General features: G+C 34.5%; 29 protein-coding genes. 12 read left to right on the top strand and 17 right to left on the bottom strand.

Annotated features, from left to right (window positions below; all coding sequences use genetic code 11):
* Positions 1-99: 99 nt before the first annotated feature.
* From EOD40_RS11450 to EOD40_RS11430, 5 genes are all read left to right on the top strand, one after another.
* The gene (locus EOD40_RS11450) at positions 100-663 is read left to right on the top strand and encodes a Crp/Fnr family transcriptional regulator (RefSeq protein WP_128195637.1); all 564 of its coding nucleotides are present in this window, start codon (positions 100-102) and stop codon (positions 661-663) included.
* Between the two features lie 71 nt (positions 664-734).
* Positions 735-1841, top strand: a complete 1107-nt coding sequence (locus EOD40_RS11445; RefSeq protein ID WP_128195635.1) for an MBL fold metallo-hydrolase — start codon at positions 735-737, stop codon at positions 1839-1841.
* A gap of 11 nt (positions 1842-1852) precedes the next feature.
* On the top strand, positions 1853-3076 hold the full coding sequence (locus EOD40_RS11440; protein WP_128195634.1) for an MFS transporter: 1224 nt from the start codon (positions 1853-1855) through the stop codon (positions 3074-3076).
* Between the two features lie 1437 nt (positions 3077-4513).
* A complete protein-coding gene (locus EOD40_RS11435) occupies positions 4514-4936 on the top strand; it encodes a DUF6943 family protein (protein WP_128195632.1) in 423 nt (140 codons plus the stop codon).
* Between the two features lie 28 nt (positions 4937-4964).
* Complete coding sequence (locus EOD40_RS11430) at positions 4965-5144, top strand: hypothetical protein (RefSeq protein WP_128195630.1); 180 nt, start codon at positions 4965-4967, stop codon at positions 5142-5144.
* Between the two features lie 83 nt (positions 5145-5227).
* On the opposite strand, the gene EOD40_RS17955 is transcribed toward EOD40_RS11430, so the two are convergent.
* Positions 5228-5395, bottom strand: a complete 168-nt coding sequence (locus EOD40_RS17955) for a hypothetical protein (RefSeq protein ID WP_164905474.1) — start codon at positions 5393-5395, stop codon at positions 5228-5230.
* A gap of 5 nt (positions 5396-5400) precedes the next feature.
* Positions 5401-5559, bottom strand: coding sequence for a hypothetical protein (locus tag EOD40_RS11425; RefSeq protein ID WP_196781436.1), 159 nt, complete (start codon positions 5557-5559; stop codon positions 5401-5403).
* A 119-nt stretch (positions 5560-5678) separates the two neighbouring features.
* Here EOD40_RS11425 and EOD40_RS11420 point away from each other — a divergent pair, with 119 nt between their 5' ends.
* Positions 5679-5948 carry a hypothetical protein gene (locus EOD40_RS11420; RefSeq protein WP_128195628.1) on the top strand — a complete coding sequence of 90 codons (270 nt, stop codon included), beginning with the start codon at positions 5679-5681 and terminating at the stop codon, positions 5946-5948.
* 235 nt (positions 5949-6183) lie between these two features.
* Here EOD40_RS11420 and EOD40_RS11410 read toward each other — a convergent pair whose 3' ends face one another.
* From EOD40_RS11410 to EOD40_RS11400, 3 genes are read right to left on the bottom strand one after another with little or no spacing between them, the layout of a single operon-like run.
* Positions 6184-6405 carry a hypothetical protein gene (locus EOD40_RS11410; RefSeq protein ID WP_128195625.1) on the bottom strand — a complete coding sequence of 74 codons (222 nt, stop codon included), beginning with the start codon at positions 6403-6405 and terminating at the stop codon, positions 6184-6186.
* Between the two features lie 11 nt (positions 6406-6416).
* Positions 6417-6812 (bottom strand): DUF5675 family protein, encoded by a 396-nt coding sequence (locus EOD40_RS11405; protein WP_128195623.1) that lies wholly within the window; start codon positions 6810-6812, stop codon positions 6417-6419.
* Positions 6813-6816: 4 nt separating this feature from the next.
* Positions 6817-7575, bottom strand: a complete 759-nt coding sequence (locus EOD40_RS11400) for a hypothetical protein (RefSeq protein WP_128195621.1) — start codon at positions 7573-7575, stop codon at positions 6817-6819.
* A gap of 276 nt (positions 7576-7851) precedes the next feature.
* Here EOD40_RS11400 and EOD40_RS11395 point away from each other — a divergent pair, with 276 nt between their 5' ends.
* The 5 genes from EOD40_RS11395 to EOD40_RS11375 all read left to right on the top strand — a co-directional run bounded on the left by EOD40_RS11395 (position 7852) and on the right by EOD40_RS11375 (position 12004).
* Positions 7852-8055 carry a hypothetical protein gene (locus EOD40_RS11395; protein WP_128195619.1) on the top strand — a complete coding sequence of 68 codons (204 nt, stop codon included), beginning with the start codon at positions 7852-7854 and terminating at the stop codon, positions 8053-8055.
* A 339-nt stretch (positions 8056-8394) separates the two neighbouring features.
* Positions 8395-8667 carry a hypothetical protein gene (locus EOD40_RS11390; protein ID WP_128195617.1) on the top strand — a complete coding sequence of 91 codons (273 nt, stop codon included), beginning with the start codon at positions 8395-8397 and terminating at the stop codon, positions 8665-8667.
* 237 nt (positions 8668-8904) lie between these two features.
* A complete protein-coding gene (locus tag EOD40_RS11385) occupies positions 8905-9888 on the top strand; it encodes a helix-turn-helix domain-containing protein (RefSeq protein ID WP_128195615.1) in 984 nt (327 codons plus the stop codon).
* Positions 9889-10007: 119 nt separating this feature from the next.
* A complete protein-coding gene (locus EOD40_RS11380) occupies positions 10008-11081 on the top strand; it encodes an alkene reductase (protein WP_128195613.1) in 1074 nt (357 codons plus the stop codon).
* A complete protein-coding gene (locus tag EOD40_RS11375; protein WP_128195611.1) occupies positions 11081-12004 on the top strand; it encodes an NADP-dependent oxidoreductase in 924 nt (307 codons plus the stop codon). The genes EOD40_RS11380 and EOD40_RS11375 overlap by 1 nt, the downstream gene beginning before the upstream one ends.
* A gap of 85 nt (positions 12005-12089) precedes the next feature.
* Here EOD40_RS11375 and EOD40_RS11370 read toward each other — a convergent pair whose 3' ends face one another.
* Complete coding sequence (locus EOD40_RS11370; RefSeq protein WP_128195609.1) at positions 12090-13538, bottom strand: FAD-dependent oxidoreductase; 1449 nt, start codon at positions 13536-13538, stop codon at positions 12090-12092.
* A gap of 220 nt (positions 13539-13758) precedes the next feature.
* Between EOD40_RS11370 and EOD40_RS11365 the strand changes: the two genes are divergently transcribed.
* Positions 13759-14760 carry an LLM class flavin-dependent oxidoreductase gene (locus tag EOD40_RS11365; RefSeq protein ID WP_128195607.1) on the top strand — a complete coding sequence of 334 codons (1002 nt, stop codon included), beginning with the start codon at positions 13759-13761 and terminating at the stop codon, positions 14758-14760.
* A gap of 162 nt (positions 14761-14922) precedes the next feature.
* Here the strand turns inward: EOD40_RS11365 and EOD40_RS11360 are convergent, their stop codons facing one another.
* From EOD40_RS11360 to EOD40_RS11310, 11 genes are all read right to left on the bottom strand, one after another.
* Positions 14923-15204, bottom strand: a complete 282-nt coding sequence (locus tag EOD40_RS11360; protein WP_128195605.1) for a YXWGXW repeat-containing protein — start codon at positions 15202-15204, stop codon at positions 14923-14925.
* 120 nt (positions 15205-15324) lie between these two features.
* Positions 15325-15795, bottom strand: a complete 471-nt coding sequence (locus tag EOD40_RS11355; RefSeq protein WP_128195603.1) for a nuclear transport factor 2 family protein — start codon at positions 15793-15795, stop codon at positions 15325-15327.
* 128 nt (positions 15796-15923) lie between these two features.
* On the bottom strand, positions 15924-16445 hold the full coding sequence (locus EOD40_RS11350) for a hypothetical protein (protein WP_128195601.1): 522 nt from the start codon (positions 16443-16445) through the stop codon (positions 15924-15926).
* Between the two features lie 10 nt (positions 16446-16455).
* Positions 16456-16932 carry a hypothetical protein gene (locus tag EOD40_RS11345; RefSeq protein ID WP_128195599.1) on the bottom strand — a complete coding sequence of 159 codons (477 nt, stop codon included), beginning with the start codon at positions 16930-16932 and terminating at the stop codon, positions 16456-16458.
* Entirely contained in the window at positions 16929-17615 is a 687-nt protein-coding gene (locus EOD40_RS11340; protein WP_128195597.1) for a peptidoglycan DD-metalloendopeptidase family protein, read from the bottom strand. The genes EOD40_RS11345 and EOD40_RS11340 overlap by 4 nt, the downstream gene beginning before the upstream one ends.
* 100 nt (positions 17616-17715) lie before the next feature.
* Complete coding sequence (locus tag EOD40_RS11335) at positions 17716-18456, bottom strand: acyl-[acyl-carrier-protein] thioesterase (RefSeq protein WP_128195595.1); 741 nt, start codon at positions 18454-18456, stop codon at positions 17716-17718.
* A 34-nt stretch (positions 18457-18490) separates the two neighbouring features.
* Positions 18491-19414, bottom strand: a complete 924-nt coding sequence (miaA, locus tag EOD40_RS11330; RefSeq protein WP_128195593.1) for a tRNA (adenosine(37)-N6)-dimethylallyltransferase MiaA — start codon at positions 19412-19414, stop codon at positions 18491-18493.
* 85 nt (positions 19415-19499) lie between these two features.
* Positions 19500-20861, bottom strand: a complete 1362-nt coding sequence (locus EOD40_RS11325; protein ID WP_128195591.1) for an exonuclease domain-containing protein — start codon at positions 20859-20861, stop codon at positions 19500-19502.
* Positions 20862-20915: 54 nt separating this feature from the next.
* Positions 20916-21581 (bottom strand): YggS family pyridoxal phosphate-dependent enzyme, encoded by a 666-nt coding sequence (locus EOD40_RS11320; protein WP_128195589.1) that lies wholly within the window; start codon positions 21579-21581, stop codon positions 20916-20918.
* A 12-nt stretch (positions 21582-21593) separates the two neighbouring features.
* The gene (locus EOD40_RS11315) at positions 21594-22487 is read right to left on the bottom strand and encodes a 3-hydroxyacyl-CoA dehydrogenase family protein (protein WP_128195587.1); all 894 of its coding nucleotides are present in this window, start codon (positions 22485-22487) and stop codon (positions 21594-21596) included.
* Positions 22488-22564: 77 nt separating this feature from the next.
* Positions 22565-23530: a Gfo/Idh/MocA family protein gene (locus EOD40_RS11310; protein WP_128195585.1), complete on the bottom strand. Its 966-nt coding sequence runs from the start codon at positions 23528-23530 to the stop codon at positions 22565-22567.
* Between the last annotated feature and the right edge of the window lie 29 nt (positions 23531-23559).

Raw genomic sequence — 23559 nt, 5'->3', positions numbered from 1 at the left:
AATCAAGAACCGTTTTTAATGCTGGTTCGTTTCAGAAACCAACTAATTAATTGACAAATTAAAATTGACTAACTTTGAGATAAAATTTAAAATTTGTTAATGAAATCAATATTTCAATATTTTCAACTTTATAATTCTCTTTCAAAAGAAGCTGAAAATGCTATTACTGAAATATGTTCTATTATAGAAATCAAAAAAAATCAAGAATTACAAACCTTTGGCCATACTTGCAAAACTATTTATTATATAAATAAAGGAACTGCAAGAATTTATTATTACAAAGATGGAATTGATATTACTGAAAGCTTCGCTTTTGAAAACAATATTATAGCAAGGGTTGAAAGTTTATTTACAGGAAATCCATCCCGAAAAGCAATCCAAATTTTAGAAGACAGTGAAATAGTAGCTATAAATGCCACTCAACTTTTTAAATTGTATGATACCTATCCTGAAATTGAACGATTATTTCGAAAAATATTTGAAGTTGCTTATGTAGATACAGTAAATAGAATTGAAGGAATTCAATTTCATTCAGCCGAAGAAAGATATAATGCTTTAATATCTGAAGAACCAAATATTTTAAAAAAAGTTCCTTTAAAACATATTGCATCTTATTTAGGAATTACCCAAGTTAGTTTGAGTAGAATAAGAGCGATTAAGTAATTATTTATCTTATGTTAAAGGATTAGTGTTTTGAAGTGTCGAAATTTGTGAAATAAATAATCAATCATAAAATGACACCCACAAAAAACATTAATACTGAAACACTTCGAAATTGGCTAGAAACAGGAAAAGAGGTTTCAATAATTGATATTCGTCCCATCCAGGAACGAGTAGAGTGGTATATTCCACAAAGTATTCATATTAATGCTTACGATAAATTAAAAGCAAATGATAAATCTGCTTTTCAAGGATTACATCTTGAAAAACACATTCCTGTTGTTGTAATTTGTGCAGGTGTTAAGACTAGTTTAATTGGAGCTGAAATATTGCAAAACCAAGGTTTTGAAGCCTATTCTTTAGAAGGTGGGATGAAAGCTTGGAGTCTATCCTGGAATACTGCTAAAATTACTTTTCCAAATTTTGAAATCATACAACTAAGACGAACAGGAAAAGGCTGTCTTTCTTATATTGTGATTTCCAATAATGAAGCAATTATTGTTGATGCTTCGCTTTCTACAGATATTTATGAGCAAATTTTAGAACAAGAAAATCTGACTTTAAAATGTGTAATTGAAACGCATATTCATGCAGATCATATTTCAAGATCAAAACAATTAGCAGAAAATAATACAGTTCCCTTATTTCTTCCACATCCAAACAAAGTGATTTTTGATTTTGAGCCAATAAACAACAATACAATTTTAGATTTAGGAAGTATAAAAATTAAAGCGATAAAAACTCCTGGGCACACCTTGGAAAGCACTACATTTCTAATTGATGAAAAAGTGCTATTATCAGGCGACACTCTATTTACAAATGGTGTAGGAAGACCTGATTTAAAAGCCAATAACAACGAAGCATTAGAAAAAGCAAAAAAACTGTATCAATCATTACAAATGGTTTTGGCACTTGATGAAAATACACTTGTTTTGCCATCACACACCAGTCAACCGGTTGATTTTGATAATCAACCCATTCAGACTACAATTGGTTTTGTAAAAAAAAATGTGGCAATGCTACAACTAAACGAAAAAGATTTTACGGATATTATTTTACAGCGTATTCCACCAACACCAACTAACTATTTGGAAATTGTAGCATTAAATTTAAAAGGAGATTTAGGAGATATAAATCCAATTGATTTAGAAGCTGGGGCAAACAGATGTGCAATTTCTTAAACCACCCTACAATGGAAATAAAATTAGGATTAAAAGAAAACTGGAAACAATTTTGGTTATTGGTTTTCATCAATGCACTTGTTGGTGGAATGATAGGTCTGGAAAGAACATTATTACCCGAAATTGCCGAAAAAGAATTCCATCTTACTTCAACTTCTGTCATTTTATCATTTATTATATTATTCGGATTATTTAAAGCAATAACCAATTATTTTGCCGGAGCATTAGCTCATAAAATAGGTAGAAAAAAACTGCTTTTATACGGCTGGATAATTGGAATTCCTGTTCCTTTTATTCTTATTTATGCCAACAGTTGGAATTGGATTTTATTTGCAAATATTTTATTAGGTATCAATCAAGGCTTAACTTGGTCAAGTACTGTAGTAATGAAGATGGATTTAGTTGGCGAAAAACAACGGGGTTTTGCAATGGGGTTAAACGAATTTGCAGGCTATGGTACTTTAGGGCTTGTTGCTTACATAACAAGTCTAATAGCCGATAATTATGGATTAAGACCTTATCCTTTTTATTTAGGAATTGCAATTGTTATTCTTGGAACGGTATTAACGTGGTTCTTTGTAAAAGATACTGCCGGACACGTTAAAAAAGAAACGCAAATAAATAATACAATTCCACTATTAAAAAACATTTTTATAGAAACAAGTTGGTTACACAAAAATTTGGGTTCTGTCACTCAAGCAGGATTAATAAATAATTTGAATGATGCAATGATTTGGGGTATAATCCCAATTTTATTAGCACAAAGAGGATTTGGAATTGCCAATATTGGAATAATTACAGCTACTTATCCAATTGTCTGGGGGCTAGGACAATTAATAACAGGAAAGCTTTCAGATATCTATTGCAAAAGAGATTTGCTGTTTTGGGGAATGTTGTTACAAGGTTTAGCCATAGTATGTTTGATTTTCTCAACATCCATTTTTCATTTTGTAATTATTTCGGTCTTATTAGGGATTGGGACAGCGATTGTATATCCAACATTTTTAGCAAGCATAGCCGAAGACACTAATCCGGAACAAAGAGCAAAAAGTATTGGAGTATTCCGTTTTTTGAGAGATTTTGGTTATGTGATTGGTGCTGTATTAACCGGTATTTTGACAAATTTATTCAGTATCGAGTTTTCAATTGGCTTTATTGGAATACTAACCATTATTTCGGCAATAATCATTATTTACAGAATGTCTTGCAAAATAAAATCCAAAAGACTTTTTTAAAAAAGCATTCATAAAGCTCAAATCTGTCTCTTTCGATTACTTTGTTACAATGAGAACAATCTTTTTCGTTCGCTGATAAAAAGACGTTTTACATTCAAATTGCCACTCCTGGCCAACGCTCTAAAAAAAATTACTGTCATGGTTATTGGTGCAATAACTCGTATGCTCCGCAACTCATGCCAGTAATTTTTTTTCCAAAGCTTCTTTACATAATGTGGCATTATAGTGCATAAACAAAATCCCTATCCAAAAGAAGTTACCGTATGCACTATAATAACATTATGTAAAAAAGCCGCTCACCCAACGCGCTTGCCAGTGGCTTCAGGACAACATTTTTTGCAGCTCCCATCGCACCAGCCAGCTACAAAAAAAAACGTCCTTCGCCACTGTCTTTAACAATGTTCTGTATTTCATCTGAAACTTTACGGTTATTATTGCTTTTATGAACGTTTACATTCACTGTTTTTATCATCTTGGCGGTTACATAGGAAGTATTTTCATTGCTTTTATAAGTAATAAAATGGCTTTATTTTTTCAGTTTATTTGCCTATGGTAAAAGCCATTTTATTACCCACAAAACCAAAATCCCCAGCAAGAGTATTATTTTTTATTTGCCAGAACATCAAAATACATTGTTTCCGCGATAGCTGATGCCTTTGTATTACTAAACCAAATACTTCTGAACACTAAAAGCTGTACACTAAACACTATTTCTGGCACCAGCTATCACAAAAACAATCAGAACATCCCGATAAACAAATAAAAAAATAATACCCTTGCCTGCGCTGTTGCCCCATCGCACTAGGTAAGTTTTAGCTAGGTAAGTTTTAGCATTGTTTTTTGAAGATGCTTTACATTTCCAGATTAACATTCCGACTAAACATTAACAACTGCTTACTAAACACGACTCAAGCATCCTCAAAAATCAGATGAGAAGAAAGAGTATCAAATTTTCAGCCGGATGAAAAACGTTTTTATTATTTGAATTTGGATTTTCATCCGTCCAAAAATTGGATACCCTTTCGGGAATACTCCTGCAAAAAAACAACACTCATTCCTTCAAAATTTCATCCAAATCAACAAGGGATTTTTGATTAGATATTCAAAATAAAAAATAAAAAAAAAGAGCAAAGCTAAGTTCCAGGTATTCAAAAAAGCAAGTTCAAGCCCTCCGGGTTTCATAAAAAATCTCCACCCTTATTTTTCCAGTTCACTATTTTGCTGAACACTAAAAACTGCCTACTATACACTTCTACTTAGGGTAGTATTTTTTCTGAAAAACCTGCTTTTTTGAAACCTTCCACTAGAAGAATGGCTTTCTTTTTTTTCTTTTTCTTTTGAAATGATTTATTGGTGCAGAGCGTAGCGAGGCACTCAGGCATTCATCAGAAACAACAAAGGAATTTAGAAGAAAAGCTAATCCTTAAATCCGAAGAGATGATGAATTTTATCGTTAAAACCCACAAAAAGGACTTTGTTTACAACAAGCCACACTTTTTCATTCTTAACAAAGGAATGAACAGCGGAAAACCACAAAATGAGCCATTCACAAACAGCTTTGTAATAATCTTTGATAGTACAGCCGATTGTGAAAATATGTATTGGATAGCATACAGTTTGTGGAAATCTAAATTTTGGCACCAACATTTAGTAGGTTCTGTTATTTCGTTTTTACGCCTTCCTGATTTCAAAAAAGAGTTTTTTCCAAAATCAAAATTATTAATGCAAGAACACGAAGAACATCTAAAGCAAATTGCAGCTTTAAAACTTTTGGAATTAAAAGAAAAGCAATTTCACGAAAATATAAATCTCATAAACGATATGCGTAGAGTGATTTTGCATCGCTACTGCAATAGATAATTCATTTATTAACTCTAAAATTACTCCTATGAGCATTTTTTTATTATTCCAAACAGATAATTGGAAATCAAGAGCATCAAGAGTTTTTTTTGGTGCTTTTGACAGCAGAAACAAAGCAATTGACTTTGCAAAATACAATCATTTGTACTGCCCCAATTCCGAAGTAGTGGTTGTTGAGGTTCAACTTAATCAATTTGGTGAAATTTAACAACAAAAAGCCTGGTCGTGAGATCAGGCTTTTTGTTGTTTAGGTAAAGTCTATCAATCAAAAGAAGTCATTAGTTGCATTGATTATTTGCAAACTCCACAAGAACCTCCTTCTTTAGCACAATGTTTACAATATTTACAGTTTTTACAAGCTGAACAGCTTTTAGAGCCTGAACAGCCTCTACCTGAATAAGCATAGGCAACGCTAGATAATGTAACTACAATTGTACCAATAAGTAATAGTTTTTTCATAATGATTATTTTTTACTTCTAGTTGTACTATAAGTTGTTGAGGGGCTTTTAGTAGCAGTTGATTTACTTACATATCTACCTGTTTCTGCACTTTTGTATTGTTTTTGTTGTGCAGTCATTGAAATGCCAAAAGCTAATGCGAATAACAAAATAATTTTTTTCATGTGTCTATGATTTTATAGTTAAATCCAAATGTAAGAAAAATTAAGTGATTTTTGTGTCCTATTTTATTTTAAGTTGCATTTAGATCTTGCGGTCATTATTAATTTTAAAATAGTATAGTATGACTAGTTCAGATGTTAAACAAAAAATTGATTCGATTTCTTATTATCAAAACAGGTATTTCCATTGTGGAGCCTTGAAAATTTGCGAGGATATATTAAGTTCAAATAATTTTTCTAAGAAAGTCCAAACAGACATTAGAAATATTTATTTAGAACTTAAGAAACTAAGTGAGCCTTGGGGTTATTGGGAAAAAAGAACCTCCCCTGATCTTGGTATGCTCAATATCATAACGGACTGTTTGAATTCGATTTATAGATTGATGGAATAAAACAAAAAAGCCTGATCTACTGACCAGGCTTTCATTTTGTTTAACCCAAAGGTCACCACAACTAGAGTTAAACTATTTTTTGTGCTTCTTAATGAAAATTTTGAGTACCAAAGATATTGTAAAACTGACAATTGCCCCAACTGTGGCAAGAATTATAGTTTTCAGAACATCTTCCGAATGTAAATTCGGCAAAATACTCAAAAATGTACCGCCAGCGGTACCAATTACAGTCGAATTACTGTGATCCATCGACTTTTTCGGTTGTCAATTGGCTAATTGCCGAAATAACACCTCCAGCAACCGCCAAATAACCACCAATAGAAGTTACAACAACTGGTAAAACTATTGGTGCTGCCAAAATTGTTCCACCAACTGCAGCCATGGCCAAACCAATATTTCGAAGCACTTTAAAAAACTTTGGTGTGGGAGCGGTCGCTCTCTCTATAATTTTATTCATAATCTTAATTTCTAGGATTGAACAATCAATTCAACGCTTTCCTTATTATCCAAAGCTTGATAAACAAAATCCTTTAGCTTGATGAAAGCTTTTCGGGACATCAAACCTAATCCAGGTCCAGAAAGTTTAGTTACCGGAGCAATACAGCCTTGTAATTCTCTTTGGGCATTATTAGCAGGATGAAAAAGAATAAATTGTCTATTGGGCACATCCACTAATTCCAAATGCCATTTATACTTTGCACTGTATCGCTTTCTAATAAAATATTTCCCCTCTGGAATGCAGGAAACCTTCGTTTCGTTCATCTTCCACGGCAATTCAATGGTATTACAAATCAATTTGCCTTCGCATTCGAGTTTACCATTCGTTCCATCAGGGAAATAAGTTCTAGTTAAAAATAAAACCATCTTCTTAGACACCTCCATCAACTGCAATAAGCGATAACGGGTTGTAAGCACCGTTTTTCAACGAATACATGCTGCCATTTACCTCTTGGTAAAATTCCAAACCTAAAGCCAAAAACAGAGGTTTAGTACTGTTAGGTGTAACCGTATTCACATGACTAATAACAGCTGTAGGTGTAGCATCCCAGGCAGTAATTGCTGTTTCCGAATGTTGCTCTACAAAAGTTTCATTTTCAAAATCAACTTCAACACCTGCTGAAATAATTTTGAAGTGAGTAGTTCCTCCTGGAGCAGCAATCATATTCGATGGAATAAAGGGTGGAATATCTACCGATATTTCACCACTAACCCTGTTGATACCTCCAGTAAACGGTGCAAACAAACTGGTGCCTAGTTTTCCACGAATATTGAATTCAAATCCGGTTAACAATTCTGCTTCACCATCAATCACATTTCTCAATCCGCGTTCACTCGTTGTATCCGCCTGAATCACTTTAACCATAGATTGCGTCAAACGACTCACCATTCGGCTATCAGAAGAATTCAAAAGCAAAACTCTAAGAGCTGTTCTCAAAATCTTTCCTGCTTTACCTGCTCTTCCAAATTCAGAACCGTTTTCACGTGTTCTTTGAAAAGCTGGGTCACTTGCAATTCTACTAGCGTCAATACCGCCTTTTTCTCTTGCTAAGTGTCCATCTTGCGTTTTGTAAAAAGTAATATCCCCGATAGTACCTTTTAATTTAATTATGCCTTTTTGCCTTGCCATAACTTCAAAATTTTATTTAATGAATCAGTGAATAATTCCTTCAATCATCATCTTGTTGCAACATCTCCTGATTGATTTTCAAACAAATTTTAAGTTATTTTAGAACAATAAAAAGGGGAGGGTGTTCGATATGTCCTAAAACGACGTAAATGACTAAATAGAGCATAAACAATCCTTATTGAATGTCTTGAAATAATGATTAAATTGCAAAAGTTTTTAAAAGAGTAGCAAACTATCAAAAGTATAGCATAGCCTACTCAAAGCTATAGATAGAGTATGAAAACGCCAATAAAGAGAATATGCATCTATCCAAAAGACATTGAACGCATCACAGGCAAAAGTTACAGACAAAGTGCTAGAATGTTGCAAGCAATTAAAAAGAGCCTTAATAAGCTTGAAAATGAGTTAGTAACCATTGAGGAGTTTTGCCAGTATGCAGGTTTGAAAATTGAACAAGTAGAACCGCTAATTTTTGGATGAAAAGAACAAACCAAAAAATAGAGAATAAATTTCCCTAGAATCCCCAACTAGTTTAATAACTAGTTCATTTTTTAGTATGAATTATAATGAATTAATTGTAGATGCATTTGGTCAATACCTTATTAATCAGTAAATTTACAGTATTAAGATTTAGTGATATTTGTATCTGTTTAAAGGAGCAAAATCGAGACCTTTATGTTTTAGACTAATATATTTCGTTATATATCAACGCATTGAGAATTAAGTTCTAATCCCTCATCGCCCACAAAACTTCTCAAGAAATTGGGAAGTTTTTTTTTGTCTTTATTTTTACAAAAACTAATAGTATTCCTCTTGAGTATGGATATAGTAAAATTTAAAATCACTCCTAAAACAATAAAAATTGAAGTACGAAATTCAAATAACTATATTTTTGATTTCAATACCGCTGTAGACATTGACAAAGAAGACAAAGACGTATTGTTAAAACTGCATAATGCATTGGTATTGTTATTCAGGAAAGAAAATGTTCCAGAAACTAAAAACCACATTTCGCCAAATCAAACCAATATACTTGATCAGATTAACGCAATAAGTGATTCAAAAGAGGGCAGGACAATGAATCTTAAATAAGAATCGTTATAAGCTAAAAAGCATAGTGACTATTAGTTGTCTCTATTGGTCTTTTTTCTTAAAACTGCGTCCTCTGGGCTCATCACCCACCAATAAACTCCTTAAGAAATTAAGGAGTTTTTTTATGTTTATATTTCATGGGATTTTAGAGATTAATTAATAAAAAATAATTAGCAAAATAAGATTAGGATATAATTATTTGCGTTAATTTAGTTTGTTGATGATTTATTTAAATATATGATTTTTGAATTTACAGCAGCCCCAGGTTTTGATTTTATAACACAGTTTTCAGAACAAATTAATGTTCCTGTGAGGGATAATGTTTTGGAAATTCCAAAGAGCATGGGAGAGGGTTATGTGCGTAAAGTGGGGTTTGGTGATGATTTCAAATTGACCATTCATAGTTATATCTTGAAGGAAGAATTAATTATAAAACGTAATCCTGCTATAAAGACTAATAATGTACGCACCATTTTCTTTTATAGTAATAAAGAAGATTTAGAACTTAAATATAACAAAGAAGAAAATATACCATTTTTACAAAAAAATGATTCTTCAATTCTGCTGTCTACAAATGATTTGCGAACAGAAATTCGTTTTCCTGCTGGCAGTAACATTCAATATGTAGTAGTTGGTATTACTGCCAATAGATTACAATCAATTCTATCAATTGAAAAACCTAATGGTACAATAAAAACCATTACAGCAGAAAATGCATCCTTTCTCTTTTTCGAAAGTTTGGATTCTGAAATGCAATTGCTTCTTAAAAACATTGTATCAGTTGACATGAATAATTCTATGAATAATTTTTATGTCCAAATTAAGGTACAGGAATTAATGTATTTGCTTTTTAGTAAGCTGTCGCTGAGGGAAAACACGACTTTTAGGAATGTAAATAGTAACGATGCCGAAAAACTTTTGGTCATTCGCAACGAAATATTGAGTGATCTTAGTACTCCGCCAATTTTAAGTGAACTAGCCGGTATCGCTTCGATGAGCGAAACGAAACTCAAGCAGCTCTTTAAGCAGACATTTGGAGATACAATTTATAATTATTATCAGAAGGCCAGGATGGAAGAAGCCGCTTTTCTGCTGAAACTGGCTAAACATTCCGTTTCTGAGGTTGGCTACGAGTTGGGATTTTCAAACCTTAGCCACTTCAGCCGATTATTTGAGAAGCAGTACGGGATTACACCCAAGAAGTTCTCCTATACTACATAAACGTCTTTACTTTGATATTAAGTATTATCTGTCGGATAGGACTATTATTGTGTCTTTTTTGGTTATTTTACCTGTTAAGTAACTTGTAAATTTGTCGTATAATTTTAAATATGATAAAAATGAAAAAGTTATTTACTCCTTTTGAGAAAGGCTCCTTGAAATTAAAAAATCATCTGGTAATGGCGCCAATGACACGTAGCAGAGCTATAGGCAACCTTCCCAATGAACTAATGGCAATCTATTACGCACAACGCTCCGGTGCAGGACTGATCGTTACTGAAGGTACTTCTCCAAGTCCCGAAGGTTTGGGTTATCCCCGTATTCCCGGAATCTATTCTGAAGCACAGGTTGCGGGCTGGAAAAAAGTCACGGATGCAGTACATCAAAACGGATCAAAAATTTTTCTGCAGCTAATGCATACCGGACGTATCTCCAATGTTGCGAATCTACCTGACGGATTACAACCGGTTGGCCCTTCTAATATTAAGGCAGCCGGCGAAATTTTTACAGATTCTCTTGGTATGCAGGAACATTCTGTTCCTGTGGCTCTTACTCAGGAAGGCATAACCCGTGTTATTGCCGATTTTGTAAATGCTTCAAAAAATGCAATTCTTGCCGGTTTTGATGGAGTAGAACTTCATGGTGCTAATGGATATTTGCTGGAACAATTCTTGAATCCGAATGTAAATAACAGGGAGGACAAATACGGTGGGAACATAATAAACAGAAGCCGTCTTACATTAGAAATTACCGAAGCAATTGCTGCTGCCATTGGTCCGGATAAAGTAGGTATTCGTTTTTCTCCGTTTTCCCAATTAAGTGATCAAGGAGCTTACGATACAGAAGAAGTGCATCAGACATATACCTGTCTAAGTAGTGAATTGGATAAATTAGGGATTGCTTACATCCATATTTCAACCAATCCGGAAATTCCTGAAAAAACATATAAGGCAATTCGTGAAGTATTCACCAATACTATCATAATCTGTAACGGTCTCACTCCGGAAACAGCAGAAGAAAAGCTGTTGGATAACTCTGCAGACCTTGTTGCGTTTGGTCGTGGATTCCTTGCCAATCCTGATTTTATTAGCCGTATCGAAAAAAACGTTCCCCAGAATGATGTAGACTTCAGCACATTGTATTCTTCGGGCGAAGCAGGCTACACTGATTATCCACTTTACACTTCAAAATAATGAAAGCAATTCAATACAAAGACTATGGAAGTTCGGTTGTGATTGAACTGGTTGAGGTTTCGATACCATCGATCCAGAGTGAAAATGATGTTTTAATCCAGGTTAAGGCAGCAGGGGTGAATCCGATAGATATGAAAATACGCATGGGATTTATGAAGGAAACCCGTCCCGTGGAAATGCCCTTTATACCGGGTGGTGAAGCTGCGGGAATAATTGTTGCCGTTGGAGCGGGTGTATCCAAATTTAAAATAGGTGATGAGGTTATCGCCCTTACAAGGAAAAACGCTTATGCACAATATGTAACTGCAAACGAAAATTTTGTTTTGCTGAAACCGAAAAGCCTGTCCTTCGAAGAAGCAGCTTCAATAATTGTCACTTTAGGAACTGCACAATCAGTATTATTTACAGAAGGAAAATTAGAAAAAGGCCAAAAAGTTTTAATCCAGGGCGGTGCCGGTGCTGTTGGAGGTGCTATGGTGCAAATGGCAAAAGCTGCTGGCGCTTACGTTATTGCAACCGCATCCGGAAATGGTGTGGCGTTAGCAAAAAGCCTTGGTGCCGACGAAGTGATTGATTATAAATTACAGGATGTGACCAATATTGCTAAAGATGTTGATTTGGTGGCAGATACCGCTGGTGGTGATACTCAGAGAAAGCTTTTTCAGATTTTAAAGCCTGGTGGTAAACTATTGAGTATCGCCACACCACCATCACAGGAGCTGGCAGGGCAATACAGTGTGAATGCCTATTTTGTAGCTTCTGATATATCGTCTAAGACGTTACAAAACGGAATTGAATTAATAGAAACCGGAAAATTCCAAACAATTGTTTCTAAAATATTTAAGCTTGAAGAAGCGGCAGTAGCCCAGGATTTTTTAACAGCTGGTGGAGTAAATGGGAAGGTTATTCTCCTTGTAGAGTAAAAGAAATAGTATTTTTAGCAAACAAAAAGACTGTTCTATAAAGGCAGTTTTTTTGTTTGTAGACTTTTTTTATAAGCAAATTTCATTATTTCTTTAAAGAACGTCCTCTGGGCTCATCGCTTTCATGAAGCACAATATCAGAATGCAGGAACTGTGCAGCATCTGCTGAATCTTTTACTTTAGTAGCAGAGCGTTCTAGCATTTCCGCTTCAAACTCAGTTAATACACTTTCCCTTATTCCGGTTTTTCGCCATTCAGATAAAGGTCGGCATCCTTTGAAAATTCTTCGGGCCAGCTTGAGTGCATCCAACAGTGCCTGATTTGCTCCCTGTCCTTTGAATGGACTTATGGGATGAGCTGCATCTCCAATTAGAGTTACTTTTCCCGCTTTCGCTAACAATTCCGAACTGAGTAATTCCCGGTCATAAACAGGATAGCCAGAAATTTGAGCTTCTAAAGTCATTTCTAAAATTTCAGGTATAGGACTATGCCACTGCGTTCTACGACAAGCTTCTTCTTTGAGTGCTTGAGGTCCTTGAGCGCTTAACTCTTTAGCCTCTTTTTCTGTCATTGGAAAGCTAAGCTGCCACATTACTGAGTCTGAATTGTAAGGCATGATGTAGATTCGTTCATTGCCATTGGCGGTTTGAAATACAGTAGCCGAGTCCAGTAAAGGATTGTTAAGACTTTCGAGAGCACTTAAAGGACAAATACCCAAAATTACAATACAATCCAGATAACGCAAAGGAGTAGTATCTTCGCCAATCAATATTCTTCGCACCGAACTGCGAATACCATCGGCTCCAACGACAAGATCTGCTTTGTAGCTCTTTATTTCCCCGTTCACTTGAAAGTTGAGATCAACAGCGTCATCCTCAGATTCTTTGAAATCTACTAATTGATGTCCCCAATGTACTATATTCTGTTTGCCAAGCTGCTGAAGTAGTGCTAAACGTAAAGATTGTCGTGCAATATGCACATTGGTACGTTTCTGAAAGGTTTTAGCATCCGAGGCTATCCACTTTCTGACACCCCATTCGCCAATAACTTTTCCATCAGTAGTATGAACCAAATGTCTTGTAGAGATCACTCTGTCATCCAACGAAAAAATACCCAATCCCTCAATTGCTTTACTGGCTTGTTGCAACGTAAGTCCGTAGCCCTGAGATCGAGCTTCGAAGTTGGTGTCACGTTCAAAAAGGGTAAAGGGAATTCCGCGATGCAAACAAGCAACGGCAAGAGCCACTCCGCCAATACCAGCGCCAACAATAGCAATATGCGGGTAGTTTTCTGTATCCGCTTTAGGAGGGCTGATAGCAGAAATCAAACCGGATCCGGAACAATTCAAACAGGAGTGTAGATGCCCCTTAGGACGAATAGGAGCTGTTCCTTCACCATTCGTTTTTTCAAATTCCTCTAAGGCTGTTTTATAGCGAAGTCGCGCTTTATTGCTGAGTCCTCGGCTTTTTTTACCTCGTCCCTTACATTCGGGACAGATAGTCCAGTTTGCTTCTTCGTTTTTTATTTTTTCCAATTCCTTTTTATTTAAGTTGAAAACTTATGTTTTTCAATATTTTACCACTTTTTAAAACTGTGTAAATTTAAGACAAAAAGGACTATCAAAGAAACAGTATTATTTTGATACTTTTTAGGTTATTTTCATAAGTCTCTATTTAACTTTCTATTAGTATTTGATATTCTTGAAAGCATTTTACAATTCTTACTTTTGTATATACAAATAAGATGATGATTTTATGACTGCAAATAGACTTTCGCAAATAAAAATATCCGTTCTTGATTTAGCTATAGTCAGAGACGGAGGAAATGCAGCCGATACTTTTAAAAATAGTTTAGAATTAGCCCAACATGTAGAAAAGTGGGGTTATAACCGATTTTGGCTGGCTGAGCATCACAATATGAAAGGAATTGCCAGTACTGCTACCGTGGTGTTAATTGGTCATATTGCTGCCGGAACTTCAACATTAAGAGTTGGGTCGGGAGGAATTATGCTCCCTAATCATGCGCCTTTGATAGTTGCCGAACAGTTTGGAACTTTGGCTACGCTTTTTCCTGACCGAATTGATTTAGGCTTAGGACGCGCACCAGGAACAGATCAGTTTACAGCTGCTGCTTTAAAAAGAGACGAATATGCAGCTATGGAATTTCCGGCTAATGTAGAAGAATTACAACGCTATTTATCGGAAGGAAATAAAAGTGGGAGAGTAAGAGCCTTTCCCGGAGAAGGTTTGGATATTCCAATATGGATTTTAGGTTCCAGCACTGATAGTGCTTATTTAGCCGCTTCTTTAGGATTGCCTTACGCTTTTGCCAGTCATTTTGCACCTGCACAATTGCATAACGCATTAGCTATTTACAGGAGAAATTTTAAACCATCGGAACAATTAAAAGAACCGTATGTAATAGCTTGTGTGAATGTAATAGCTGCCGATACTGATTATGAAGCCGAGCGATTAGCAACTTCGTTTAAAAAGTTATTTCTGGGAATCATCACAGGAAACAGACAGCAGCTCAAAGAGCCGGAAGAACCTGATGAAGATTTTATGGATCCAATGGAAGAAGCTGCACTACAGCAAATGATTCAGTATACTTTTATTGGAGATCCGGAAAAAATAAAACAAGAATTAGAAAAATTTATTGAAATTACTCAAATTGACGAATTAATGGTTGCTACCGCTGTTTATGAACACGAGGCGAGATTACATTCTTATGAAATTTTAGGAGAATTGAATAAATAGTGTTTACCTATTTAAAATGATGTTTTTTGTTGGTGAAAATTTCATCAGTTTGGGCGTCCTTAGCTTCCGCAGTCGAGTGTCAAATGTTTTGAAGAATGTTAATAAAACAAGCTTGTGAAAATCGTTTTCACAAGCTTGTTTTAATTGAATTAAACTATTTTATCATCTTCTTTCCCAACGATACCCACGATCGTATTTTTTCCATTCTCCTTTTCTATGACCACGTGCGCTATTAGGGTTAGCCCAATAGCCTTTTTTTTGGATGTAAACATTACGGGAACTGCTCCATACCCAGCCACCTTCAATCCAAATATAGTTAGGATACGGTCTTGGAGAGATGTTGACTTCAACGTAAGTTGGCGGTTCGGCAACATATCCAACACTACAACTATTGATTGTTAATGTAAATCCTCCTAAAAGGATTAAAAAAATGATTTTTTTCATGACTCATGTTTTTAATTTATAAATCCTTTTTTGGGTTGAAGTATTAAAGTTAAGATTTTTAAATTAAAACGTTTTAAATCAGTGATTTATTGTGTTTTTAAGATTGTATGAAATTTGATTTCAGACAGCTTCTTTGTAGTTTTTAAGTGAAAACTTGGCTTTGTCATGAATTTTCTTTTGCATATAACCAGTCCAGCCAAAAAGAAATCCTGAAAAACCAAATGCCTGTTTTGCCCAATTCCAAATATTGAAATCGTCATTTTGTTTGATAATGAGTCCGTCTTTAAAATGAAATTCAGATTTAATGATGTTCTTTATTTGTCTTTTGTTTTTTCCAAAAGTATAAATAGCTGTCCATTGTGCTGTTCCCTTATAAGTATTGCTTTTAATAATCGTATATTCTATAGCTAAGTTTTCTTTACTCTTTTCAATCAACATTTTCCACATTTTAGGAACTTCCATGCCTTTTAGTGTGCCAAAAATGGGGTCGTGAAATTTTACATTTGGACTATAACAGCTTTCCATTTCTGAAATCGCTCCATTGGCAATTGAAGTATATAATTGATGAATTATTTTTTCTGATGGAGTCATATTTCAAACTTATAATTTAAAATGCGTAGTTTGTATTTTAGATTAAATGTAAGAATATTTTTTGTTTTGAATATTTTTTTTAGAATAAATATTGTGATATTATTTTGGATAAACCAAAATTAGTATGCTTATAGCAAAGTAATTTCTTTGTTAGTATCAAATATGTTTTTGCTTTTTTCGCAGCTGCTTGTGTAATAGGATTTTTTGTTGAGAGCCGTAAAATTACCGGTTTGACTACTAAAATTATCCGATTTCCCTTTGATGTTGAAGCGTATCGATGCGATGTTTAGCTTTTTGAGTTTGTTCATCTCGGCAGCTGTAAATGTAAAATAGGAATTAAGCCTGGTATCACTGTTTTCAAATAATCCTTTATCGCTACAACTGATATAGCTGTTATCGCTAAGATACACATACACTGTCCCTGAAATAATAAATTTAGGATTCGTCGTAGCAGCCGAGAGTTTCAATATACCACCACTTTCCGTTTTAGCCACTTGTACCTGAACTTCACCACCAAGAGCATAATTGGTACTTATAAAATTCCAATTAGGAGTGGCTTTGTATTGTTTATTGCCTTTTAGAGTCATTATTTGCTGACTTGTGGCTGTAATCGAAATGAATAAAAGAAGTAGTAGTATTTTTGATTTCATTTTGAGATTTTTATTGGTTGTATGTAAAAGGATCTACCCAATCGGAAGTTTTTATCGCTGAAACCAAATTGTCCGAGTTCATAAAAACACGCAATTCTTTGTTGGCTACTTTTTTAGTATACAAAGCTCTAAAGCGATACACTGTTGTTTGGTCATTGGTGTTTAGGTATACTTCAGCTAATTCCAAATCTTTAAAAGTTCCATACCATTGTCTGTATTTGGCACAGGTTTTAGAGAGTTTTTCGATAGTAATATTATTGATAACTGATGTTGTAGCTTCGCTGCTTGTAAAAGGCTTAAATTTTGACGTATTGCAAGTCGATAGAACGCGTTTTCCTAATTCGTAGGCTTTGTTTTTCTGACTGTTGTTGACTTGACTTAAAGCCAGTTTTACAATTTCATCAGCTTTAGGCTCACTTTGATGTGCTTTTTTTGATTTACATCCTACCACTGCAATTAAGCTTAAGATTACGATCAGTTTTTTCATTTCAATTTTTTTATTTTTAATAATAGATTAGGGTCGGGGCAATTTTCTAAATAAAAATCCAAATCAGATTCACGGCAAACACCAGGATAATCACCATTATAATTCTCAATGTTTTTGATGATTTGAAAATGTAAATGTGGTGCATAATCACCATTTTCAGATGGATTTCCCAAGCTTGCTAATTGTTGTCCTTTTTTAAAAGGCATTCCTGTTTTTAGATTTTCTATGCTTTTTAACGACAAATGACCGTATAAAGTATAAAAGGCATCATTTTCTAATTGATGTTTTAAAATAATTGTAGGGCCATAATCTCCAATTGTAGCATTATTTTTAAAACTATGTATCCAGCCATCCAGCGGACAAATTACCGCTGTTCCCGCCTGAGTCCATAAATCAATTCCAATGTGAATGTTGCGTTCTTCTGTATTGTTATTTTTAAAAAGTGAACTTCTTTGATATAAATTTCGTTTTTCCAGATAACCGCCAAAAGCTATTTTTGAATCGAAAAATTGTCGTTGTTCCTGAATATAAGCTTCAAGTGTAAGATGATTTGTGGTATTAATCTTTACCAAAGCAACATTAACAACCGATAAATCCAGAGGGAAATAATCCTTGTCCGAATTGGCATTAGCCAATAGATGAATGGGTTCTGTATTTTTGAAAAGATTTTTGATGATTGTCATTATTTTGGAAGATTAAAATAAGACAAAAAAAGCCAAGCTAAAAAATCCAGCGTGGCTTTATAACTTTTAATTAGGAAACTTTAGGATTATTTTTGGAAATTTATACCAAATTCAATTGCAACGCAAAGCAGTTTTTATCTTCTTTGGTAATGCTAAAAACAATGACATCGTCTGAAATATTTTCGTGAATCATTACTTCATCACGTAGTGAAAGTTCTTTCATGAAATTCATTTCGAAGCTTTTAATTTTTTGTTTTAAAATGATATTTTCATCCACTAAATCCATACACCATTCCAGATATTTGACATTGTTGACATGATTAACAATATCCAAATCAGATAAAATAACGGTTTTACTAAAAACTTCTTCTTTCTCAGGATTAATGTCAATTTTTGAAAATCCTTCCTGGGTAGCTTTTACATCCGGGAATAATTCAAAATGATCGTGTGCCAATGTTAGTAGTTCAGGACGACGTTTTTTAGTATTGAAAACTGCCCAAAATGTCTCGCAACCCACAATCTTTTTGTCATTGACATACATTTCTAAAGCACGTACCGAACGTGAATTCTCCAAACTGTTAATCCAGGTTTTTACCGTTACGGTATCTTTCCATTTTGGCAAATCGCTAATTTCTACTCTCATTCGGCTTAAAACCCAGGCCTGGTCAAATTCCTGCATGTCAGAAAAACTGATGCCTCCAATTTCAGAATGTGCCGCTGCGGTAAGCTGTAGCAAATTACACAATTCTGTATATTTTAAGCTTCCCGAAGGCAAACATTGGGTGAAATTGATTTCGAAGTCTTTGCTTAATATGGAAGTGAAATTAGAATCTATTGGCATGGAGATTTATGATTTCAGGTTAACGATTTTAGGTTTAGGATTTTTGTTTCAAATTGACATAATCAATTATTTGATATATTGGTGTTTCAAAATGAAACCATTTGGTGTTTTCATCTCGTTTGAACCAAGTGAGTTGGCGTTTTGCAAAACGGCGTGTGTTTTTTTTGATTTCTTCGATGGCAAATTCTAAAGTGAATTCTTTGTCGAAATAACTAAATAATTCCCGATAACCAACGGTTTGTAGCGCATTTAACTTCTTATTTGGATACAAATTCTTCGCTTCCTGAAGTAAACCTTCGCCCAGCATGATGTCAACTCTCTGGTTAATGCGGTTGTACATGACATTTCTTTCGGCTTCGAGACCAATGAGAATAGGAGTGAAGTTTCTTTCGTTTTTCTTTTGACTTAAAAAAGAAGAATAAGGTTTTCCTGTTCCTATACAAACTTCTACAAATCGCATCATGCGTTGCGGATTGAGTAAGGTTTGCGGATTTTCGGCACTAATTTTTTCGAAATAATCAGGATCCAGTTTTTTAAGCTGTTCTTGTAAATAACCAATGCCTAGTTTTTCATAATTGGCATTGACTTCTTGGCGTACAGCCGAGTCAATTTCGGGGAAATCGTCAAAACCTTTCAAAATTGCATTGACATACAAACCTGAACCACCCACTAATACTACATAATCATTGGTTTTGAACAATTCTTCAATGGTTGCAATGGCTTCTTTTTCGAAATCGCCTACGGTATAATTTTCAAAAATGGATTTGTTTTGAATAAAATGATGTTTTGCTGCAGCCAATTCTTTTTGATTAGGAACTGCAGTCCCGATGGTCATTTCCTTAAAAAACTGACGGCTATCACAAGAAACAATTTCGCAATTGTAATGATTGGCTAATTGAATACTCAAAGCAGTTTTTCCTATGGCTGTTGGCCCGATTATGGTAATTAGGTGTTTCATATTTGGTTTCTAAGGAATACAGCGTTGAAAACAAAAATTTTAATAAGTTTTGTGCTTGTGTATTAATAACGATAGATGCTTTCTTCTAAAAATGAATAATCTTTAAGGATTTGTTTTTTCTAATGTAAGCTTGAATAATTCGTTGTGTATCCCGATTGCTTTCCATTGGAATCAGGATGTTTTTCAGGATGTCGACATTGGTAATCTGATAGTTCAAATCATAAAAAGCATAGCCTTTATAAACACCATTTTCGACTAAAATTGCACTCCTTTCATTGATATTTCTTCCCCGGTCAATAACAATCATGTTTTTATTGTCAAAGCTGTTTTTATCAATGAAACTTTGAATTCTTTCGTTGTATTCTGAGCTTGGAATTTTACCCACACAGGCACCGTCACATTCGTTAATAGTGTGCTGAAAGCAATGGGTTTTGGTTTCATATAAGCCGGTTAATTTTTGGCACAAATGATAATTGGCAGTAATACGAAACAGGGCGTTTTTTCCATCGGCTGCGTTGGTATAAGAAAGAATTTCTTTTTTTCTACCATCCGTTTTTTGAAGTTTCAAACGCAAATAACCCTCGCTGTCTTTTTCAGGATAAATAGCCCAGGAAAAATGATTCTTGCGTGCCATTCGGTTATAAATGGGTTTGTTTATTTTAATTTCCTGCGCTTCTTTTATCAGTGCGATGAGTTCGTTTCCGGTTTCTTCATAAGTTACGGTGAAAACTTCGGCTTGGATTTTTTTAGCGCTTCGGGTTATTCCTGTAAAATGCTGATTGACTCTTTTTTTGATGTTTCGGCTTTTGCCAATAAAAATGATTTTACCTTCTTCATTATGAATGTAATATACTCCTGTTTTTGAAGGTAAACTTCCAATAATATCTAATAGTTTTGGCGCAATACCTTTTTGTATTTCCGACTTGATTAAGCTGGTAATGATTTCTTTTTCAAGGTCTTTGTCTAATAACATTTTGAATAACTTTACCGTAGCCATGGCGTCACCACTGGCACGATGTCTGTCGGCCATAGGAATTCCTAAAGCACGGACTAATTTTCCCAGACTATGCGAAGTTTGTTCAGGCAATAGTTTTTTGGATAATTCAACGGTACAAAGCGTTTTTATATTAAAATCATATCCTAAACGACGAAATTCAGTTCGAAGAATGCGATAGTCAAAATCGGCATTATGTGCGACTAAAACGCAACCTTCTGTAATTTCGATGATGCGTTTAGCCACTTCATAAAATTTAGGAGCCGAACGCAACATAGCATTGTTAATCCCAGTTAATTTTACCACAAATGGCTGAATTGGGATTTCAGGATTCACTAAACTGATGAATTGATCAACAATTTGATGACCATCAAACTTATATATAGCAATTTCAGTAATTCCTTCTTCGTTGAATTGCCCTCCGGTAGTTTCTATGTCTAATATTGCGTACAAAATAAGTATTCAGTTTGTAGTTTATAGTTAGTTGTTTGTGGTTTTTGCATTAAATTATCTGCCTCCAAAGATACTACTTCCTACTCGAATCATCGTGCTGCCGCATTCAATAGCTAATTTATAATCGCCGGACATTCCCATTGAAAGAGATTTCAGATTGCAGATTTCAGATTTCAGATTTTGATTAGCATCAAAAATAGATTTCAAATGCGTGAATTCTTTTTTGATTTGTTCTTGATTATCAGTAAAAGTTGCCATTCCCATTAAACCCACAATTCGGATATTTTTAAATCCTTCTTTGTTATTTTGAACGAAATTAAAAATCTCGTTTAATTCCTCTTCATCAAGTCCGAACTTACTTTCTTCTTCGGCGATATAAATTTGAAGTAAACAATCAATTACACGATTGTGTTTTTGAGCTTGTTTGTTGATTTCCTGCAATAATTTCAAGCTATCCACACCATGTATTAGATTCACGTATTCCGCCATGAATTTTACTTTATTGGTTTGAACGTGACCAATCATGTGCCATTGAATATCTTTAGGCATTTGTTCCCATTTCTCAGTCATTTCCTGGATTTTGTTTTCACCAAAAATTCGTTGACCCGCATTATAAGCTTCCATTAAATCAGCAACGGGTTTGGTTTTAGAAACTGCTACCAGCGTTACGTGTTCAGGCAAATTGTTTTTTATAGACAGTAAATTTTCTGCAATTGACATTGTTGTAATTTTTTAATTCTGCTGAAATTGTTTCGAAACTTTCTCTGCTTTTTTATTTTCGCTATAATCATAAAATCCTTCTCCTGATTTCACGCCTAATTTTTTAGCATTTACCATATTGACCAAAAGTGGGCAAGGAGCATATTTTGGGTTTTTAAAGCCATCATACATCACATTCAATATCGATAAACAAACATCAAGTCCAATAAAATCAGCCAGTTGTAAAGGTCCCATTGGGTGTCCCATTCCTAATTTCATCACGTTGTCAATTTCGCTTACTCCGGCTACTTTGTTGTATAAGGTTTCGATGGCTTCATTAATCATCGGCATCAAAATTCTATTAGCAACAAAACCGGGATAATCGTGAGCTTCTACAGCTGTTTTTCCTAATTTGGATGCTAATGTCACAATGAATTGGCTTACTTCATCGCTGGTATTGTAACCGCGAATGACTTCTACCAAAGGCATTATTGGCACAGGATTCATAAAGTGCATACCAATTACCCGCTCCGGATGAGCAACAACTGATGCAATTTGAGTAATAGAAATAGAAGAAGTATTAGTTGCAAAAACAGTGTTGTGAGAACAATATTCGTTCAGTTTTTTGAAAATTCTAAGTTTTAAATCAAGATTTTCGGTTGCGGCTTCAATTACTAAATCAGCGCCAACCACACCATCTTCAATATCAGTGTAGCAAATAATATTCGAAATGGTTTTCATTTTATCTTCGGCAGTAATGCTTCCTTTGTTTTGCATTCTGTCCAAATTGGTAAAAATAGTGGTCATTCCTTTTTCCAAAGCGTCTTCGGAAACATCAATCAATTTTACGGTAAAACCATTTTGGGCAAAAGTATGAGCAATTCCGTTACCCATACTTCCTGCGCCTATTACTGCTACTATTTTCATTCAGTATTCGATTTATATTTAAAAAATAAAAGTTACGAAACGTAACTTTTAAAATTCAATCTTTTATATAAAATTATTTATTTTTTAAAACAAGCTATAATTTGGTAAGCCACTCGCAATGCTTCTGTTGCTTGATCTAAAGTTACAATTGGAGTCGTATTAGTATTGATTGCATCGGCAAATGTTTCTAATTCGTCTAAGATGGCATTGTTTTGTTGTACTTCAGGATTCGAAAAATAGATTTGTTTTTTTACTCCTTCTGCATTTTGCAAAATCATATCAAAATCTCCGGGAACTTCGGGAGCGTCTTTCATTTTTACGACCTCACATTTTTTCTCTAAAAAGTCAACTGAGATGTAAGCATCTTTTTGAAAGAAACGCGTTTTACGCATGTTTTTCATCGAAATTCGGCTTGCTGTTAAATTGGCAACACAACCATTTTCAAATTCGATTCTAGCATTAGCAATATCCGGTGTGTCACTGATAACTGAAACACCGCTGGCGCTGATGTTTTTTACTTTCGAATTGACAACACTTAAAATAACATCAATATCGTGAATCATTAAATCCAGAACCACAGGAACATCTGTCCCACGGGGATTGAATTCGGCCAAACGATGCGTTTCTATGAACATCGGATTTTCGACCATATTTTTGGTGGCAATGAAGGCAGGATTAAAACGCTCTACGTGTCCTACTTGCCCTTTAACATTGTATTCGTTAGCTAAAGCAATGATTTCTTCGGCTTCTTCGATAGTATTCGAAATGGGTTTTTCGATAAAAACGTGTTTTCCTGATTTGATAGCTGCTCTTGCACATTTGTAGTGTGAAAGGGTAGGAGTTACAATATCGATTACGTCTACAGCGTGAATTAATTTGGCAATAGTGTTGAAGTTAGTGTATCCAAATTCTTTTGATATTTTTTCGGCGTATTCCTGATTTTCATCATAAAAACCAACTAATTCATATTTTTCAGATTGTTGTAATAAACGCAAATGAATTTTTCCCAGATGACCAGCACCTAAAACCCCTACTTTTAGCATGATAATGTATTTTTAACAAAAGTAGGAAA

Source organism: Flavobacterium sufflavum, from assembly GCF_004016525.1.
Taxonomy (GTDB): Bacteria; Bacteroidota; Bacteroidia; order Flavobacteriales; family Flavobacteriaceae; genus Flavobacterium; species Flavobacterium sufflavum.
The sequence above is the reverse complement of the archived record's forward strand: the minus strand, read 5'-3'. Positions and strand labels throughout refer to the sequence as shown.